Origin of the sequence: Streptomyces sp. NPDC021224 (assembly GCF_044332905.1) — a bacterium.
In the GTDB taxonomy this organism is placed as follows: Bacteria; Actinomycetota; Actinomycetes; order Streptomycetales; family Streptomycetaceae; genus Actinacidiphila.
In genome coordinates, this window is sequence record NZ_JBIRPW010000004.1 from 346,889 (window position 1) to 363,770 (window position 16,882).

15 protein-coding genes and 1 riboswitch are annotated in these 16,882 nt (G+C 74.4%); of the genes, 2 read left to right on the forward strand and 13 right to left on the reverse strand.

The annotated features are described in order from the left end of the window. Positions 1 to 169 precede the first annotated feature (169 nt). Together ACH4PY_RS13135 and ACH4PY_RS13140 are read right to left on the reverse strand one after the other, a co-directional pair. On the reverse strand, positions 170 to 1,576 hold the full coding sequence (locus tag ACH4PY_RS13135; protein ID WP_398180155.1) for a peptidase C39 family protein: 1,407 nt from the start codon (positions 1,574 to 1,576) through the stop codon (positions 170 to 172). A 187-nt stretch (positions 1,577 to 1,763) separates the two neighbouring features. After that, entirely contained in the window at positions 1,764 to 2,897 is a 1,134-nt protein-coding gene (locus ACH4PY_RS13140) for a M24 family metallopeptidase (RefSeq protein ID WP_398180158.1), read from the reverse strand. Between the two features lie 115 nt (positions 2,898 to 3,012). Here ACH4PY_RS13140 and ACH4PY_RS13145 point away from each other — a divergent pair, with 115 nt between their 5' ends. Both ACH4PY_RS13145 and ACH4PY_RS13150 read left to right on the forward strand, forming a co-directional pair. Continuing rightward, positions 3,013 to 3,621, forward strand: a complete 609-nt coding sequence (locus ACH4PY_RS13145; protein ID WP_398180161.1) for a uridine kinase — start codon at positions 3,013 to 3,015, stop codon at positions 3,619 to 3,621. A gap of 940 nt (positions 3,622 to 4,561) precedes the next feature. Next, complete coding sequence (locus tag ACH4PY_RS13150) at positions 4,562 to 6,469, forward strand: AAA family ATPase (protein WP_398180164.1); 1,908 nt, start codon at positions 4,562 to 4,564, stop codon at positions 6,467 to 6,469. A 27-nt stretch (positions 6,470 to 6,496) separates the two neighbouring features. Here the strand turns inward: ACH4PY_RS13150 and ACH4PY_RS13155 are convergent, their stop codons facing one another. The 11 genes from ACH4PY_RS13155 to ACH4PY_RS13205 all read right to left on the reverse strand — a co-directional run bounded on the left by ACH4PY_RS13155 (position 6,497) and on the right by ACH4PY_RS13205 (position 16,842). Next, entirely contained in the window at positions 6,497 to 7,546 is a 1,050-nt protein-coding gene (locus ACH4PY_RS13155; protein WP_398180858.1) for a hemolysin family protein, read from the reverse strand. A gap of 8 nt (positions 7,547 to 7,554) precedes the next feature. Beyond that, the gene (locus ACH4PY_RS13160) at positions 7,555 to 8,904 is read right to left on the reverse strand and encodes a hemolysin family protein (protein WP_398180166.1); all 1,350 of its coding nucleotides are present in this window, start codon (positions 8,902 to 8,904) and stop codon (positions 7,555 to 7,557) included. A 217-nt stretch (positions 8,905 to 9,121) separates the two neighbouring features. Next, positions 9,122 to 9,646 carry a PH domain-containing protein gene (locus ACH4PY_RS13165; RefSeq protein ID WP_398180170.1) on the reverse strand — a complete coding sequence of 175 codons (525 nt, stop codon included), beginning with the start codon at positions 9,644 to 9,646 and terminating at the stop codon, positions 9,122 to 9,124. Next, the gene (gene hisG / locus ACH4PY_RS13170) at positions 9,643 to 10,491 is read right to left on the reverse strand and encodes an ATP phosphoribosyltransferase (RefSeq protein ID WP_398180173.1); all 849 of its coding nucleotides are present in this window, start codon (positions 10,489 to 10,491) and stop codon (positions 9,643 to 9,645) included. The genes ACH4PY_RS13165 and hisG overlap by 4 nt, the downstream gene beginning before the upstream one ends. A gap of 114 nt (positions 10,492 to 10,605) precedes the next feature. After that, positions 10,606 to 10,878, reverse strand: coding sequence for a phosphoribosyl-ATP diphosphatase (locus tag ACH4PY_RS13175; protein WP_031517613.1), 273 nt, complete (start codon positions 10,876 to 10,878; stop codon positions 10,606 to 10,608). Between the two features lie 34 nt (positions 10,879 to 10,912). Then, complete coding sequence (gene ribH / locus ACH4PY_RS13180) at positions 10,913 to 11,398, reverse strand: 6,7-dimethyl-8-ribityllumazine synthase (RefSeq protein ID WP_398180176.1); 486 nt, start codon at positions 11,396 to 11,398, stop codon at positions 10,913 to 10,915. Then, entirely contained in the window at positions 11,395 to 12,726 is a 1,332-nt protein-coding gene (locus tag ACH4PY_RS13185) for a bifunctional 3,4-dihydroxy-2-butanone-4-phosphate synthase/GTP cyclohydrolase II (RefSeq protein WP_398180179.1), read from the reverse strand. The genes ribH and ACH4PY_RS13185 overlap by 4 nt, the downstream gene beginning before the upstream one ends. Continuing rightward, a complete protein-coding gene (locus ACH4PY_RS13190; RefSeq protein WP_398180182.1) occupies positions 12,723 to 13,397 on the reverse strand; it encodes a nicotinamide riboside transporter PnuC in 675 nt (224 codons plus the stop codon). Before ACH4PY_RS13190 ends, ACH4PY_RS13185 begins: the two co-directional genes overlap by 4 nt. After that, positions 13,394 to 14,011: a riboflavin synthase gene (locus ACH4PY_RS13195; RefSeq protein WP_398180185.1), complete on the reverse strand. Its 618-nt coding sequence runs from the start codon at positions 14,009 to 14,011 to the stop codon at positions 13,394 to 13,396. Before ACH4PY_RS13195 ends, ACH4PY_RS13190 begins: the two co-directional genes overlap by 4 nt. Before the next feature lies 1 nt (position 14,012). Further along, entirely contained in the window at positions 14,013 to 15,119 is a 1,107-nt protein-coding gene (gene ribD / locus ACH4PY_RS13200) for a bifunctional diaminohydroxyphosphoribosylaminopyrimidine deaminase/5-amino-6-(5-phosphoribosylamino)uracil reductase RibD (RefSeq protein ID WP_398180188.1), read from the reverse strand. Between the two features lie 130 nt (positions 15,120 to 15,249). Then, positions 15,250 to 15,380, reverse strand: a riboswitch (FMN riboswitch). Between the two features lie 283 nt (positions 15,381 to 15,663). Further along, positions 15,664 to 16,842, reverse strand: coding sequence for an ROK family transcriptional regulator (locus ACH4PY_RS13205; RefSeq protein ID WP_398180191.1), 1,179 nt, complete (start codon positions 16,840 to 16,842; stop codon positions 15,664 to 15,666). Between the last annotated feature and the right edge of the window lie 40 nt (positions 16,843 to 16,882).

The following is a 16,882-nucleotide window of genomic DNA, read 5'->3' on the forward strand; positions in this document are numbered from 1 at the left end:
CGCGCCGGACGGGGGTGACGTGCCGCTGCCACGGCGCGGGCGGGCGCCGGGGACACCCGTGCCGGGGCGAAGCAGCACGTGGGCGACTCGCGCCGGACGGGGGGAACGTGTCGCCGGCGCGGCGAGGGCTGCCGGGGGGCGGGCCGTGGGGTCCGCCCCCGGGCGGGGGTCAGATCACGCCGACCGAGGCGAGGGCGCGGCGTTGGCGGGGGGTGGGGCGGGCGGGGAAGTAGAGGTAGCAGACGCCGCCGGTGCCGCCGCTCGTGCCGCCGGTGGCGTTGATGCGCTTGGTGCGGAGCCAGATCGTCTCGAACTGCGCCCGCTTGTAGACGTTGCGGACCACCGCGTCGCTGTCGCTCGCGGGGTCGTTGGCGACCACGTCGCCCTCCGCCGTGAAGCCGACCAGGGCCATCAGGTGGCCGGACGTGCCGTAGCCGGCGCCGTCCAGCTCGGAGGCCAGGAAGGACTGGGACGTTATCACCGGGATGCCGGCGGCGATGAGCGTCTCGACGTCGTTGAGGGAGTGCAGCCGGGTGATGACGCCCTGCATGTCCCGGTAGGTGGCCGCGTAGGCCGCGTTGAAGGGCCAGTTGCCGCAGCCCTCGTACTGGTAGTCGTACGTGTAGCGGGCGCCCTGGTCGACCTGCGGGTCGGCGTACGCGGGGTCGACCCACGCCAGCTGCTCCGCGGTGGGGCCGCGGCCCCAGTACTCGATGACCATCGTCGACGACGTCGGGCTGCACCACGCCTCGCCGCCGTTGTCGTACTCCGGGTACTGGCCCTTGTGGATGTTCTGCGAGTACGCGGGCACGGGCAGTTCCACGCCCGTCGCGACCCCGGGCACCGAGGCCGGCACGGTGAAGCGGTCCGGGATGTTCGAGGCCATCGCGCCGAGCCGCCACACCGTGGGCGTCAGCTTGCTGCCGGGCTTGCGGAAGAGGGTCAGGCGCAGCCGGTACGACGCGAGCAGCGGGCCGGCCGCGGCGTCGTCGATGGAGAAGGTGTCCGTCCAGATGCTGCTCTTGCCGTCGGTCTGGTCGTCGACGGAGGTGCGCCGGATGTCCTCGGGCCCGTCGCCCGCCGTCCAGCGGCCCATGACGTACGCCGGGGTCGCGGTGCCGTCGGTGTACGTGCCGAGCAGCTCGACCTGGAGCCAGGTGCCCGCCGGGGTGTGCGCGTTCCAGGACGCGATCAGCTCGGTCGCCGGGTGCGGCACCTTGCGCACCGGCGAGGTCCACGAGGCGGACTCCCAGGTCGCGGTGGTGCCGGTGTGCGGGTCGGTGTAGTCCAGCGAGCCGGTGGCCCGGCCGATCTCCAGGCCGGGCCGCGCGCCGGGCACCGGGCGGGTGCCGGAGTGCGCGCCGAACAGCCAGTCGGGGAAGGTCGTCCAGCCGTGGTAGTCGACCGGTGCGTCGTCGGGCGCGGCTGCGCCGCCGTGCCCGTCCTGCGCGGCGCCGGGCGTGCCCGCCGCGGCGGGCGCCGCGGCCGCGGGCCGCGCGACGGCGGTGGTGGCGGCCGCTGCCGCGGCGGCCAGCGCCGCGGTGATGACGGTACGGCGGGGCGCGTTACTGGTCATGGCTGAATCCCCTTCGTTTCCCTCGGCGTTGCTCGTTCCTGGGCGTGCCGGGACAGGCGTGGGCACCCCTGCGCGCCGCCGGCGGGCAGGTCGCACCACCATGGCAGCACGACCCGCCCTTCCACCAGGCTTTCCGGCCGCGTGGCGGCACCGTCATTGGTCTGTTCCAGTGGCGCCGGGCCACCGTTCAGCCGGGCAGCACGACCAGGTCGCGCCCGGTCAGATTCAGCCGCTCGCCGCCGTCCTCGGTGCACACCGCGATGTCCTCGATGCGCGCGCCGTACGTGTCGGGCAGATAGATGCCGGGCTCGATCGAGAACGCCATGCCGGGCGCGAGCGGCCGGCTGCTGCCCGCCACGATGTACGGCTCCTCGTGCGACTCCATGCCGATGCCGTGCCCGGTGCGGTGGATGAAGTGCTCGCCGTAGCCGGCGGCGGTGATGATGTCGCGGCCCACCGCGTCGAGCTGCTCGGCGGTGACGCCGGGCCGCACCGCCTCGGTCTGCGTGGTCTGCGCGCGCAGCAGCACCGCGTACAGCTCGCGGAAGCCCGCGGGGGGCTCGCCGACGGCGTAGGTGCGGGTGGAGTCCGAGCAGTAGCCGTCCGCGGTGGTGCCGCCGATGTCGACCACGACCGGGTCGCCGGCGCGGATGACCCGGTCGGACACCTCGTGGTGCGGGCTCGCGCTGTTCGGGCCCGAGCCGACGATGACGAAGTCCACCGTCACGTGGCCCGCCTCGATGATGGCGTCGGCGATGTCACGGGCGACCTCGCGCTCGGTGCGGCCGGGGCGCAGCCACTCCCCCACCCGGCGGTGCACCCGGTCGATCGCCGCGCCCGCGCGGCGCAGCGCGGCCACCTCCGCGGGGCTCTTGCGCATCCGCAGCTCCGTCAGCACGTCGCCCGCCAGGCACGCCTGGGCCTCCGGCAGCGCCGCCTGGAAGGCCAGCAGCTTCTCCGCCCACATGTGGTTGTCGACCGCGAAGCGGCGGACGCCCGCGGGCAGCCGGCGGGCGATCATCGCGTACGCGTCGTCGGTCTCGGCGAAGCCGGTGATGTCCAGGCCCAGGCCGCCGGCCGGGGAGGCCGTCGCGGCGGGGCGCTCCAGCGCGGGCACCACCAGGAACGGGTCGGCCTCGGCGGGCACCACCAGGCACGTCAGCCGCTCCAGCGGGAGCGCCTGGTAGCCGGTCAGATACCGCAGGTCCGCGCCCGGCGAGATCAGCAGCGCGTCGAGGCCGGCGTCGCCCGCGGCCTTCCTGGCGAGGGTGAGGCGCTCGGCGGGGTGGAGCGCGTCGGCATTCTGCTCGGTAACGGTCACGCCGCCCACGGTAAACGCCCCGCCCGCTCGGGACGCCGATATTTTCCGGCACGCCGCGCGCCGCCCGGACGGCGTGCCGCCGGGGCGCCCGGCGGGACGCGTAGGGTCCTGGAACATGGACGACGAACAGGGCCTGTCGCTGCGCGAGCTGGCCGCGGAACTGGGCGTGCTGTCACCGTCCTGCGGCCCGGTCCGGCTGGTCGCCGTCGACGGCCACGCGGGCTCGGGCAAGACCACGCTGGCGGGGCGGCTCGCCGCGGAACTCGACGGGGTGCCCGTCGTGCACACCGACGACCTCGCCACGCACGAGGAGCCGTTCGACTGGGAGGAGCGGTTCGCGGCGCAGGTCGTCGGCCCCCTCGCCGCGGGGCGCGCCGCGCGGCACGAGGTCTACGACTGGACGGCCCGGCGGTTCGCGTCCGCCCGCGACGTCCCGGCGGCCCCGGTCGTACTCGTCGAGGGCGTCGGGGCCGGACGCCTCGCCCTGCGCCCGCACCTCGCGCTCACGCTGTGGCTGGAAGTCGACCGCGTGACCGCGCGGGGCCGCGGGATACGACGGGACGGTCCCGCCCTCGAACACTTCTGGACCGGGTGGTCCGCCGCGGAGGACGCGCACTTCGCCTCCGACCCGACGCGGCCCTTCGCGGACCTGCTGGTCCATCAGACGGACGACGGTTACCGCGCGGTGCGCGGCCCCGCGCGGGGACCTGCGGAGACGGCTTGACCGCTTGGCGGCGAGCAATTACGTTTTCAACCAAGCGGTCCCGGAAGACCGCTTTCCGTAGCACGGAGCCCCCGGTTGTTCCCCCGTGACCGGGGGCTCCGTCTACCCCTCCTTTTGCGCCACGACTGGCCCTTGCGGTGACGTCCACGATCGTCCCGCCGTCGCGGCCGGTCGCTCCCTTCTCCCCCACGCGCTCCTAGGTGATTGCCACGTGGGGTGGCAGTTCGCCTTTCCGCCGGTGGGGACTGAGCGCGCAGTTCTCCCCCAGGGCTTCGCCTGGGAGGTGCCCCCACGCGCCCCTAAAAACGGGTGCCCTCCCCCGCAGCCGCGCCCGTAAAAACGGGTGCCCTCCCACGCGGCCGCGCCCCTAAAAACGAGAACCCTCACCCCCCGTCGGCAGGCAGCCGCCGAACCGGCCTGGAGGGGGACGGTGCGGGGTGCCCCCGCAGGAATGCGCTGTCGGTGGCTCACCCACGTGGGAAGAGGCCGAACGCGCATTCCGAGGAGGTGCCCCGTGGCGGCCCCCGACCCACCCCCCGGAGGGAAAGCGCGATGCCCCGCCGGGCAACACCAGGGGCGCGTGGGGGCACCTCCCGGGCGAAGCCCTGGGGGAGAACGGCGCGAGCAACCCCCACCCACCGCAAGGTCGCACACCGCACCGCACCACGCCCCCCGGAGCGCCACCGGCCCGCGCCCCCGCCCGGGGAGCGCGGGCCCCCCGCCGGGGCAAGCGGGAAGCCCCAGCGCAAGGCGCAGCCCCCCGGGAGCAACCCCGCAGGGGCCACGCACTCTACGGCCCCGCCCGCTTCGCGGGTACGATGCGGAGGGGTCGCGGTGGTGCCCTGGGGAGTCACCACACGTTTCAACTCCTGCGTGTCGCCTTCCGGTTGGCGGCGGGAGCCGTCGGCGAGGGGCGCGGGGCAACGAGGGTGGGGACCACATGGACTTCGGCACCGACCGCGCGGGCGGCCCTGCCGATCTCGCCTGGCTGCGCGGCATCGACGCGTACACCGTGGGCGCCTACGCCCAGGCCGAGGAGGAGTTCAGGACCGCGGTCCGGCTGGACGCCGGGATGGCCGACGCCTGGCTCGGCCTGCACGCGCTGCGCGCGGACACCGCGACGGCCCTGCTCCAGATGTACCGGCACCGCGACCGCTTCGGCGAGCAGCGCGCCGCCCACCGCCGTACGCTGAACTCCTGGTACTGGCTGGGCTGGTGGGTGCAGCCGGTGCTGGAGACCAGCCGTGATCTGCTGCTCGCGCACGCGAGCCACTGGCTGGACGGACGGCATGTCGCCGAGCTGGACCGCGCGCTCGCGGACTGCCCCCCGGTCGACACCGATCCGCAGGTGCGTTTCCTGCACGCCTGCCGGGCGTATCTGGTCAAGGACTGGGAGCATCTGGTCCGGCACACCGAGCCGCTGCTGGGCGACCAGCTGCTGGGGATCGAGGCGGGCCTGTTCGGCGGGATGGCGCGGGTGCGCCTGGAGATGTGCGGGCAGGCCGAACCGCTGCTGTCCGCGGCGCTGATGCGCTGCCGCAGCGAGCAGCCGCAGCGCAAGGAGCTGCGGTACTGGCTGGCCAGGGCGTACGAGGGCACGGGTCGTACCGCCGCGGCCGTACCGCTGTACCGGGCGGTGCACCGGGTGGATCCGGCGTTCATGGACACCGCTGCGCGGCTGGCGGCGATACACGAGACGGACGACGGCCTCGACGAGAGCGCGGGCCTGGCCACCGCGGTGTCGCTGGCGGGCGGGCAGGCGGTGCCGGAGGGCGGTACGGACCTGGAGGCCGGGCTGTACGCGGATCCGGGCGAGGGCCGGCCGCCCGCCGTGCCGGAGCCTGTCGAGGTGGACGACGTGCTGCTGGTCCCGCCGGGGCCGCTGGAGGAGGACCCGCGCGACCGCGGCGCCGCCCCGCTGGCGGGCGCCCCGCAGATCCCGCTGCCGCTCGGCGGCTCGGATCCGGCGCTGCTGGCGCAGGCGCTCGCGGAGCTGGACCGGATGGTGGGTCTGGAGCCGGTGAAGCGCCAGGTGCGGGCGCTGTCGGCGCAGTTGCGGATGGCCCGGCTGCGGGCCGGGCAGGGGCTGCCGGTGCAGCCGCCGAAACGCCACTTCGTCTTCTCCGGCCCCTCGGGCACGGGCAAGACCACGGTGGCCCGGATACTGGGCCGGGTGTTCTACGCGCTGGGCCTGCTCGGCGGCGACCACCTGGTGGAGGCGCAGCGGTCCGATCTGGTCGGGGAGTTCCTGGGCCAGACCGCGGTCAAGGCCAATGAACTGATCGACTCGGCGCTGGGCGGCGTGCTGTTCGTGGACGAGGCGTACGCGCTGTCGAACTCCGGTTACAGCAAGGGTGACGCGTACGGCGACGAGGCCCTCCAGGTGCTGCTGAAGCGGGCCGAGGACAACCGGGACCGGCTGGTGGTGATCCTCGCGGGCTACCCCGAGGGCATGGACCGGCTGCTCGCCGCGAATCCGGGTCTGGGTTCGCGCTTCACCACCCGGGTGGACTTCCCGAGCTACCGTCCGAACGAGCTGACCCGGATCGGCGAGGTGCTGGCCGCGGAGAACGGCGACCACTGGGACGACGAGGCGATCGACGAGCTGCGCGCGATCAGCGGCCATGTGGTGGAGCAGGGCTGGATCGACGAGCTGGGCAACGGCCGGCTGCTGCGCACCCTGTACGAGAAGAGCTGCGCGTACCGCGACCTGCGGCTGTCGGAGTACCCGGCGACGCCGACCCGGGACGAGCTGGCGACGCTGCGGCTGCCGGACCTGATGCAGGCGTACGGCGAGGTGCTCTCGGGCCGCGGCCCGGGAGTGCCGCCGCCGGACCCCGCGGAGTAGCGGGGTCCGGCGGCGGGACGTCCGGGGTCAGCGGACGAGTTGGCCCGGCATCGTGCGGTGCGCCGGGTGCGAGGGGTCCCGCACCTCGCCCACCAGCATCTCCAGGACGTCCTCCAGCGCGACCAGGCCGAGCACCCGGCCACCCGGCTCGGCGACGGCCGCGAGGTGCGAGGCGGCCCGGCGCATCGAGGTGAGCGCGTCGTCCAGCGGCAGGTCGGCCCGCAGCGTGGTGATGGGCCGCCACAGCCGGCGCGGTACCGGGCGGTCCTGGTCCTCCAGGTCCAGGACGTCCTTGACGTGCAGGTAGCCGAGGTAGCCCGTGCCGGACTCGGCGGCGACCGGGAAGCGCGAGTAGCCGGTCCGTACGGTCAGCTCCTCGACCTCCTTCGCCGTCGCCGTGGGGGCCAGGGTGATCAGCTCGTCGGGGGTGAGCAGTACCTCGGTGACCGGGCGGCTGCCCAGTTCCAGGGCGTCCTCCAGCCGTTCCTGCTCGTCGGAGTCCAGCAGTCCGGCCCGCCGGGCGTCCTCGACCAGCACCGTCAGTTCGGCGCTGGTGAAGACGGACTCGACCTCGTCCTTGGGCTCGACGTGGAAGGCGCGCAGGATGAGCCGCGCACCGGCGCCGAGCACCACGATGACGGGCTGGAAGACCCGCGCGAAGCCGACGAGTCCGGGGCTGAGCCACAGCGCGGTCTTCTCCGGGTCGGCCATGGCCAGGTTCTTCGGGACCAGCTCGCCGATGACCAGGTGCAGGAAGACCACGAGGGCCAGCGCGAGCACGTAGCCGATCGGGTGGACCAGGTCCTCAGGCACGCGGACGGCGGAGAAGACCGGTTCCAGCAGGTGGGCGACGGTCGGCTCGGCGACCGCGCCGAGCGTCAGCGAGCAGACGGTGACGCCGAACTGGGCGGCCGCCATCATCTGCGGCAGGTTCTCCAGCCCGTACAGCACCCGGCGGGCGCCGCGGTGGGTCGCGGCGAGCGGTTCGATCTGGCTGCGGCGGACCGAGACCAGGGCGAATTCGGCGCCGACGAAGAAGCCGTTGGCGAGGACCAGCAGCAGTGCGAGGACGAGCATCAGCGCGTTCACCGGGCCTCACCCCCCGCCTCGTCCGCGGTGGCGTCCGGCGCGGGGGCGGTGCGCAGGATGCGGACCCGCTCGGCGCGGTGGTGCCCGACCTCGGCGACGCGCAGCCGCCAGCCGGGCAGGTCCGCGGTGTCGCCCACCGCGGGGATCCGTCCGAGCAGGTCGGCGACCAGCCCGGCGACGGTCTCGTAGGGGCCCTCGGGCGCTTCCAGGCCGATCCTGGCGAGCGTGTCGACGCGGCAGCCGCCGTCGGCGTCCCACGCGGGGCGGCCGTCCTCCGGCGGAGCCTGCGCCAGTTCGGGCAGGTCGACGGCGTCGTGCTCGTCGCGGACCTCGCCGACGAGTTCCTCGACGATGTCCTCCAGGGTGACGACCCCGGCGGTGCCGCCGTACTCGTCGACGACCACGGCGATGGGCTGCTGGCTGCGCAGCAGTTCCAGCAGCGGCTGCGCGGCGAGCGTCTCGGGCACCAGCAGCGGGACGACCGCGATGCGGCTGACGGCGGTGCGGTCGCGCAGCTCGGCGGGCACCGCGAGGGCGTCCTTGAGGTGCACCATGCCGACGATGTCGTCGAGCCGGTCGCGGTAGACGGGGAAGCGGGACAGGCCGGTGGCGCGGGTGAGGTTGAGCACGTCCGCGGCGGTCGCGGTGTCCTCCAGGGCGCTCACCCGCACGCGCGGGGTCATGACGTGCTCCGCGATGAGGTCGCCGAGGGACAGGGTGCGGACGAACAGGTCGGCGGTGTCCTGTTCGAGCGCGCCGGCCCGCGCGGAGTGCCGGGCCAGCGAGACCAGCTCGGTGGGGGTGCGGGCGGAGGCCAGCTCGTCGGCGGGCTCCACGCCGAGCATCCGCACCAGGCGGTTGGCGGCGCCGTTGAGCAGCTCGATGACCGGCCGGAAGGCGCGGGAGAAGGCCCGCTGCGGCCCGGCGACCATCCGGGCGACGGCGAGCGGCCGGGAGACCGCCCAGTTCTTGGGGACCAGCTCGCCGATCACCATCTGCACCGCGGCGGCGGCCAGCATGCCGGCGACGACGGCGATGCCGGCAGCGGCGCCGTGCGGGATACCGGCGGCCCGGATGGGGCCGGTGAGCAGATCGGCGAGCGCGGGTTCGGCGAGCATGCCGACGACCAGCGAGGTGATGGTGATGCCGAGCTGGGTGCCGGACAGCTGGAAGGACAGTTTGCGCAGGGCGGCGACGACGCCGGCCGCGCGCCGGTCGCCCTCGGCCGCGGCGCGTTCGGCGGCCGGGCGCTCCACGGTCACCAGGCCGAATTCGGCGGCGACGAAGAAGCCGTTGGCGATGATCAGGACGAAGGCCGCTGCGAGCAGCAGCAGGGACGTGCTCATGAGGCCGCCGCTCCGGGTTTTCGTGCGGGAGGGGCGGCGCTGGTACTACCGGACGGTGCGTCCATCGGGGTGTGGGTGTCACTCCTCGGTAGGGCGGGCAGGTCGGCGGGCCGCGCGTGACGCACGGCCCAGGTCAAGAGTAGTCAACGGCCCGCCGACCGCGAAGGACGGCGGACGGCGCCTTCACGACGGCTTCACCGCAGGCCGGACGCCCGCTTCACCGTGCGTCACGCCTGTCGACAGGTGCCTCACCGAGCGCGGTGACCAGTTCGCGCAGCAGCCGGGCGTCGACGAGGGCCTGCCGGCGGGCGATACCGGGCTGGATGCCCATGACGGCCAGCGTGGTGCCGTCGGCGAGGTCCAGGTGCACCCAGGCGTCGCCCGGACGCAGCCGTACGCCGAGGATCTCCGCCCAGGCCAGGCGGCGGCTGACGATCACGTTGACGACGGTGAGCCCGGCCCGGTCGGCGACCGCCTTGGGGCGGCTGAGCAGCATGAGGACGCCCAGTGCGAGGACCCCGACGACGGCGATGCTGACCCGGTCGCCGGTGGTCCACGGCGACGCGCCCTCGGACGGCATGAGCACCGCGAGGGTGCTCAGCGTGGCGAGCAGCAGCACGCCGACCGTGAGCAGGACCACACGGGTGAGCAGCGGCCGGAAGGTGAGCGGGAGCCGCTCGACGGCGGCGGCGGGGGCGGGCGGCCGTCCGTGGCCCGCGCCGCCGCCGTCGGGGGCGGTCACAGCCGGGCGGCGTGGATGCCGGTGGTCAGGATCGCGCGGGCGCCGAGGTCGTACAGCTCGTCCATGATCCGCTGGGCGTCGGTGGTGGGGACCATCGCCCGCACCGCGACCCAGCCCTCGTGGTGCAGCGGGGAGACGGTCGGCGACTCCAGGCCCGGGGTGAGGGCCACGGCCTGGTCGACGTGCTCGGCGCGGATGTCGTAGTCCATCATCACGTAGCGCCGGGCGACCAGGACGCCCTGGAGCCGGCGCAGGAACTTCTGCACCTTGGGGTCGCCGGCGGGCGCGCCGACGGGGCGGACGACGACCGCCTCGGAGGCCATGATCGGCTCGCCGAAGGTCTCCAGGCCCGCGTTGCGCAGCGAGGTGCCGGTCTCCACGACGTCCGCGATGACCTGGGCGACGCCGAGCTGGATCGCGGTCTCCACGGCGCCGTCGAGGTGGACGACGGTGGCGGCGACGCCGTTGTCGGCGAGGTGCTTCTCGACGACGCCCTCGTAGGAGGTGGCGACGGTCATGCCGCCGAGGTCGGCGACGCCGGCCGCGGTGCCGGGGCGGGCGGCGTAGCGGAAGGTGGAGCGGGCGAAGCCGAGCTGGAGGATCTCCTCGGCGCTGGCGCCGGAGTCCAGCAGCAGGTCGCGGCCGGTGATGCCGATGTCGAGGCGGCCGGAGGCGACGTAGATGGCGATGTCGCGCGGGCGCAGGTAGAAGAACTCCACGTCGTTGGCGCTGTCGAACAGCACCAGCTCCTTGGACTCCTTGCGCTGCCGGTAGCCGGCCTCATGGAGCATGGCCGCCGCGGGTCCGGACAGCGAGCCCTTGTTGGGGACGGCGATGCGCAGCATGGGGTGGGGTTCCTTCGCTCGGAGCGGTGTCAGGGCGGGGTGGGGCAAGGGGGTACGTGCGGGTACGCGGGCGCGCGCGTGCGGCCCGCGCGCGGGTGGCGCGGGCCGCACGGCTCACAGATGCGCGTACACGTCGTCCAGCGAGATGCCGCGGGCGACCATCATCACCTGGACGTGGTACAGCAGTTGGGAGATCTCCTCGGCGGTGGCGGCAGCGCCCTCGTACTCCGCTGCCATCCACACCTCGGCGGCCTCCTCGACCACCTTCTTGCCGATCGCGTGCACGCCCTTGCCGACCAGCTCGGCGGTGCGGGACGTGCTGGGGTCGGCCGTGGCGGCCTTGTGCTGCAGCTCGGTGAAGAGCTGCTCGAATGTCTTGTTGGCCATGGTGGTCCCTAGCGTACGGGGAAGCGCGGACCGGTCAGCGCCACGGCTCGGATAGTGAACGGATCACGGTCGCGGTGGCCACCGCGGCGGTGACCGCTTCGTGGCCCTTGTCCTCGTTCGACCCGGGAAGTCCGGCGCGGTCCAGTGCCTGCTCCTCGGTGTCGCAGGTCAGCACGCCGAAGCCGACCGGTACGCCGGTGTCCACGGTGACCTGGGTGAGCCCGGCGGTGACGCCCTGCGAGACGTACTCGAAGTGCGGGGTGCCGCCGCGGATGATGACCCCGAGGGCGACGACCGCGTCGTAGCCGCGGGCGGCCGTCGCCTTGGCGACGACGGGCAGTTCGAAGCTGCCCGGCACGCGCAGCAGCGTCGGCTCCTCGATGCCGAGGTCGTGCAGGGCGCGCATCGCCCCGTCCACGAGGCCGTCCATGACCTGCTGGTGCCACTGGGCCGCGATCACCGCCACCCGCAGGTCGCCGCAGTTCTTGACGGTCAGCTCGGGGGCGCCCTTGCCGCTCACTTGTCTCCTCGGTGCTCAGTGCCGTTGCCGGCCTCGACGGTGCGGGGGCGGGCCACGGTGTCCAGCCAGGGCAGGTCGTGCCCCATCCGGTCGCGCTTGGTCCGCAGGTACCGCAGATTGTGCTCCCCGGCCCCGACCGGCATCGGCTCGCGTCCCAGGACGTCGAGGCCGTGCCGGACCAGCGCGCCGGTCTTGGCGGGGTTGTTGGTGATCAGCCGCAGCGAGCGCACCCCGAGGTCGGCCAGCACCTGGGCGGCGGCGCCGTAGTCGCGCGCGTCGGCGGGCAGGCCGAGTTCGAGGTTGGCGTCCAGGGTGTCGCGGCCGCGCTCCTGCAGCTCGTACGCGCGCAGCTTGGACAGCAGGCCGATGCCGCGGCCCTCGTGCCCGCGCAGGTACAGCACCACGCCGCGGCCCTCCTCGGCGATCCGGCGCAGCGCCGCCTGGAGCTGCGGGCCGCAGTCGCAGCGCTGCGAGCCGAAGACGTCGCCGGTCAGGCACTCGGAGTGGACGCGCACCAGCACGTCGGTGCCGTCGTCGCCCTCGCCGATGTCCCCGGCGACCAGCGCGATGTGCTCGACGCCGTCGGCGGTGCTGCGGTAGCCGTACGCGCGGAAGTCGCCGTACGCGGTGGGCAGCGTCGTGGACGCCTCGCGGCGCACGGTCGGCTCGGCGGAGCGGCGGTAGGCGATCAGGTCCTCGATGGAGATGATGGCCAGGCCGTGCTTGCGGGCGAAGGGCACCAGGTCGGGCAGCCGGGCCATGGTGCCGTCCTCGCGGGCGATCTCCACGATCGCCGCGGCCGGGCGCAGTCCGGCGAGCCGGGCGAGGTCCACTCCGGCCTCGGTGTGGCCGGGGCGGGTGAGCACGCCGCCGCTGCGGGCGCGCAGCGGGAAGACGTGGCCGGGGCGGACGAAGTCGCCGGGCACGCTGGTGGACTCGGCCAGCAGCCGGATGGTGGTGGCGCGGTCGGCGGCCGAGATGCCGGTGGTCACGCCGTGTTCGGGCCCGGCGTCGACGGAGACGGTGAAGGCGGTCCGCATGGACTCGGTGTTGGAGTCCACCATCTGCGGCAGCTCCAGCCGGTCCAGGTCGGGCGCCTCCAGCGGGACGCAGATCAGCCCGCGGCACTCGGTCATCATGAAGGCCACGATCTCCGGGGTGATCTTCTCCGCGGCGACGATCAGATCGCCCTCGTTCTCCCGGTTCTCGTCGTCGACGACGACGATCGGCCGGCCCGCGGCGATGTCGGCGATCGCCCGCTCCACCGGGTCCAGGCGCAGGTCCTCGTCGTCGTACCAGTCGTCCTGCAGTGCGGTCACGGCGCTCATGCCGTCACTCCTTCCGCGACGGTGCTGCTCGGGCGGACCCGGGCCCCGGCGTCGGGCCGGCGGGTCTGCTGCCACCAGGCGTACATCCCGGCGATGACCAGGACGAAGTAGACGATGTAGACCAGCCCCGAGAAGGGCAGGCCGCTGTGGAAGTTGAGCGGCACGCCGACCACGTCGACGGCCAGCCACGCGAACCAGAACTCGACCCAGCCGCGCGCCTGGGCGTACATCGCGGCGAGCGTGCCGGTGAAGATGTACGCGTCCGGCCACGGGTTCCACGACAGCGACGGGTAGGCCAGGAAGAGCCCGGCGACCGCGGCGGTGCCGGCTCCCGTGGCGACGACCAGCACGGCGCGCTCCCGCCAGGTCGCGAAGCGGATCGCTACCCGCCCGGCGTCGTCGGTACGGCCGCCGCGCCAGCGGTACCAGCCCCACACCGCGACGGTGATGACGACGAACTGCTTGCCGACCCCGCCGCCCAGGTGCGCCGACCAGAACGCGGCGACCAGCACCGCACCGGACAGCAACTGGACGGGCCAGGTCAGCATCGCGCGCCGCCAGCCGAGCGCGAGCGCGGCCAGGCCCAGCAGGTTGCCGATCATGTCGGACCACATGACGTGCTGGTCGAAGGCGGTGAACGCCTCGGCGTCGAGCCAGTGCAGCGCGCTCATCGCACATCTCCGGGGGCCCCGGAGCCGGTCGCGCCGAGCATGCGCTCGACGTACTTGGCGATGACGTCGACCTCCAGGTTGACCGGGTCGCCGGGCTGCTTCACACCGAGCGTGGTCAGCTCCAGGGTGGTCGGGATGAGGCTGACGGTGAAGTGGTCGGCGGCGGCGTCCACGACGGTCAGGCTGATGCCGTCCACGGTGATCGAGCCCTTCTCGACGACGTAGCGGGCCAGGTCGGCGGGCAGCGAGATCTTCACGATCTCCCAGTGCTCGCCCGGGGTGCGCTCCAGCACCGTGCCCGTGCCGTCCACGTGCCCCTGCACCAGGTGTCCGCCGAGGCGGCCGCCGAGCGCCATCGGGCGCTCCAGGTTGACGCGGGAGCCGGGGCGCAGGGCGCCGAGGCTGGAGCGCTTGAGCGTCTCGTCCATGACGTCGGCGGTGAAGCTGCCGTCGCCGAGGTCCACGACGGTCAGGCACACCCCGTTGACGGCGATCGAGTCGCCGTGCTTCGCCCCCTCGGTGACGACGGGTCCGCGGACGGTGAAGCGGGCGGCGTCGGACTGCTCCTCGACCGCGGTGATCTCACCCAGTTCTTCGACGATTCCGGTGAACACGTCACTTCTCCTGTGCAGCAGTGGGGACGGCGGTGATACGCAGGTCGGGCCCGAGGCGGGCGACGTCGGTCACGTCGAGCCGCAACGCCTGCGCGAGGGTGCTGATTCCTGCCGGGCCGAGAGCGCCCGGCCCCGCGCCCAGCAGGGCGGGCGCGAGATAGCCGACGACGGTGTCCACGGCCCCGGCGGCCACGAAGGCCCCGGCGAGCGTCGGCCCGCCCTCCAGGAGGACGGAGCGGACGCCGCGGGCGTGCAGTTCGGCGAGCAGCGCGGTGACGTCCAGCCCGCGGGTGGGGCCGGGTCCGTACGGCAGGCGGACGGTCTCGGGCCCGTCGAGGGTGTCGAGGTGGGCGGTGTCGGCGTCCTTGGCGACGGCGACGAGCGTGGGCGCCGCGTCGTCCAGGACCCGCGCGCCGGGACGGATGCGCGCCCGGGTGTCGACGACGACCCGCAGCGGCTGCACCGCGCCCTCGACGCCGCGCACCGCGAGGTGCGGGTCGTCGGCGAGCAGGGTGCCGGAGCCGACGACGACCGCGTCGGCCCGCGCGCGCAGCCGGTGCACGTCGGCGCGGGACTCCGCGGAGGTGATCCACCGGCTGCTGCCGTCCGCGGCAGCGATCCGGCCGTCCAGCGTGGCCGCGTACTTCCACAGCACGTACGGGCGGCCGCGGCGCACCGAGGTGAGCCATGCGGCGTTGACGGCCTCGGCCTCGGCGGCGAGCAGCCCGCCCTCGACGTCGATTCCCGCGGCCCGCAGGGTCGCGGCGCCGCCGGACGCGGCGGGGCTGGGGTCGGCCACGGCGTAGACGACACGGGCGACCCCGGCCTCGACGAGCGCCACGGCGCAGGGGCCGGTCCGGCCGGTGTGGTTGCAGGGTTCGAGGGTGACGACGGCGGTGCCGCCGCGGGCCGCGGGGCCGGCCGCCTCCAGCGCGTGGATCTCGGCGTGCGGGCCGCCCGCCCTGCGGTGCCAGCCCTCGCCGACGGGCTTGCCGGCGTCGTCGAGGATCACACAGCCGACGACGGGGTTGGGGGCGGTCGCGCCGAGGGCGCGTGCGGAGAGCGCGACGGCTCGGCGCATCGCGTCGGTTTCCGTGGTGGTGGCCACCGGGTCCTCCTGCCGCATCGGGCACGGAACTCCGGGGCTTCGACGCGCGTACACACCCGACACCCCACCTTGCGGCACCGGCAGATCGACCCGACCTGCCGCCGTGGCGGCGCACCGTCGTGAACGCCCGCCGCGCACTGCCTCCCATCCGGACTTTCACCGTCGGTCCAGGAATTTCACCTGGTCAACCGGCCGCTGGATGCGGTCGGGTCGCGGACTGTAACCGCCGGTTCGGAATTACACCGACCCCGGAGTGCGCGTACGTCACTAAGTACGTTCCCCAGTCTGCCACGCCGGACCGGCACGGCTCCAGGGCGTTTCACCGCGCTCCTCCCCCGGCGGGTGTGTGCTCCGCCACTGCGGCCGCCCGGCGCGCGCGGGCGTGCGGCCCCGCCCGCCCGCGCCGCCGCAGCCGTCACCAGGGCGTTCCTCCGTTCCCGCACCGGTACGGCTCCGCGCCGTGGCGGGGAGCCGTACCGGAACGCCGCCCCGCGGCCCGGCCCCATACCGGATCTCGCCCGTCGGGATCTCAGCCCGCGGGATCTCAGCCCGCGGGGGCGAAGACCGCCTCCTGGGCCGAGTCCATCGCCGTGATGACCGCGCCGCGCAGGATGGGGCCGGACGGGATCGCGGTGGGCACCACCGTGGTCCGCAGCGGGGAGAGGCGGGCCAGCCGGTCGCCGACGCGGTCGGCGAGGTCCTGGCCGCCGGCCGCCCCCACCTCGCCCGCCAGCACCAGCAGCCCGGGGTCGAGGACCGCGCAGATCGCGGAGGCGCCCACCGCGATCCGGGCGGCCAGGTCGTCGAGGAAGCCGGGGGTCCCGGTGCGCACCGCGTCCGCGGCGGCCGCGGCGTCGGCGGGGGCGGCGGTGCGGATGCCGTGCTCGGCGGCCAGCGCGCACACTGCGCGGCTGCCGGTGAGCCCGTGGAAGCCGTCGTCGCAGTTGGTGGCGGTGGGCAGCCGCCCGGAGGTGGACACCGGCAGGAAGCCGACCTCGCCCGCGCCGCCGGAGAAGCCGCGCCGCAGCCGCCCGTCGAGTACGAGGGCGGCGCCGACTCCGCCGCCGATCCACAGCAGGACGAACGTCTCGTCGGGGGCGCCGCCGCGCACCCGCTGCTCGGCGACCGCGGCGAGGTTGACCTCGTTCTCCAGCAGCACCGGCACGCCGCTCCTGCGGCGGACCTCGTCGACGAGGTCGCCGTGCCAGGCGGGCAGTTCGCCGGTGACGGCGAGCCGCCCGGTGACCGGGTTGACCAGGCCGGGCGCGCCGCAGGCGACGGTGTGCAGGGGGGTGCCGCCGGCCGCGCCGAGCAGCAGGTGCACGCCGCGTTCGACGGTGGCGGCCGGGTCGGCGTCCGGGGCGACGGTCAGCGCGGCCCGGGTGACGGTGTGGCCGAGGAGGTCGGCGATCTCCACGCCGACGCTGTCCACCCGCACGTCGAGCCCGGCGACATGGGCGCGGTCCGCGACGATGCCGTAGACGCGCGCGTTGGGGCCGCGGCGCGCGGCGCCCGACTCCCCGACGACCTCGATCAGGCCGGACTCCTGGAGGCGCTCGACGAGGTCGGCGACGCTGGGCCGGGAGAGGCCGGTGAGCTCCTTCAACTGCGCGGCGGTGAGCGGCCCTTCCTGCTGGAGCAGGCGCAGGGCGAGCCGGTCGTTGATGGCTCTGGCCGTACGCGGTGACGCGTTCCTGGCGGGGTGCGCGCGGGTGGCGGTCATGCGGGCGATCCTTCCAGACCGGTGGCTGCCCGGGACTTAA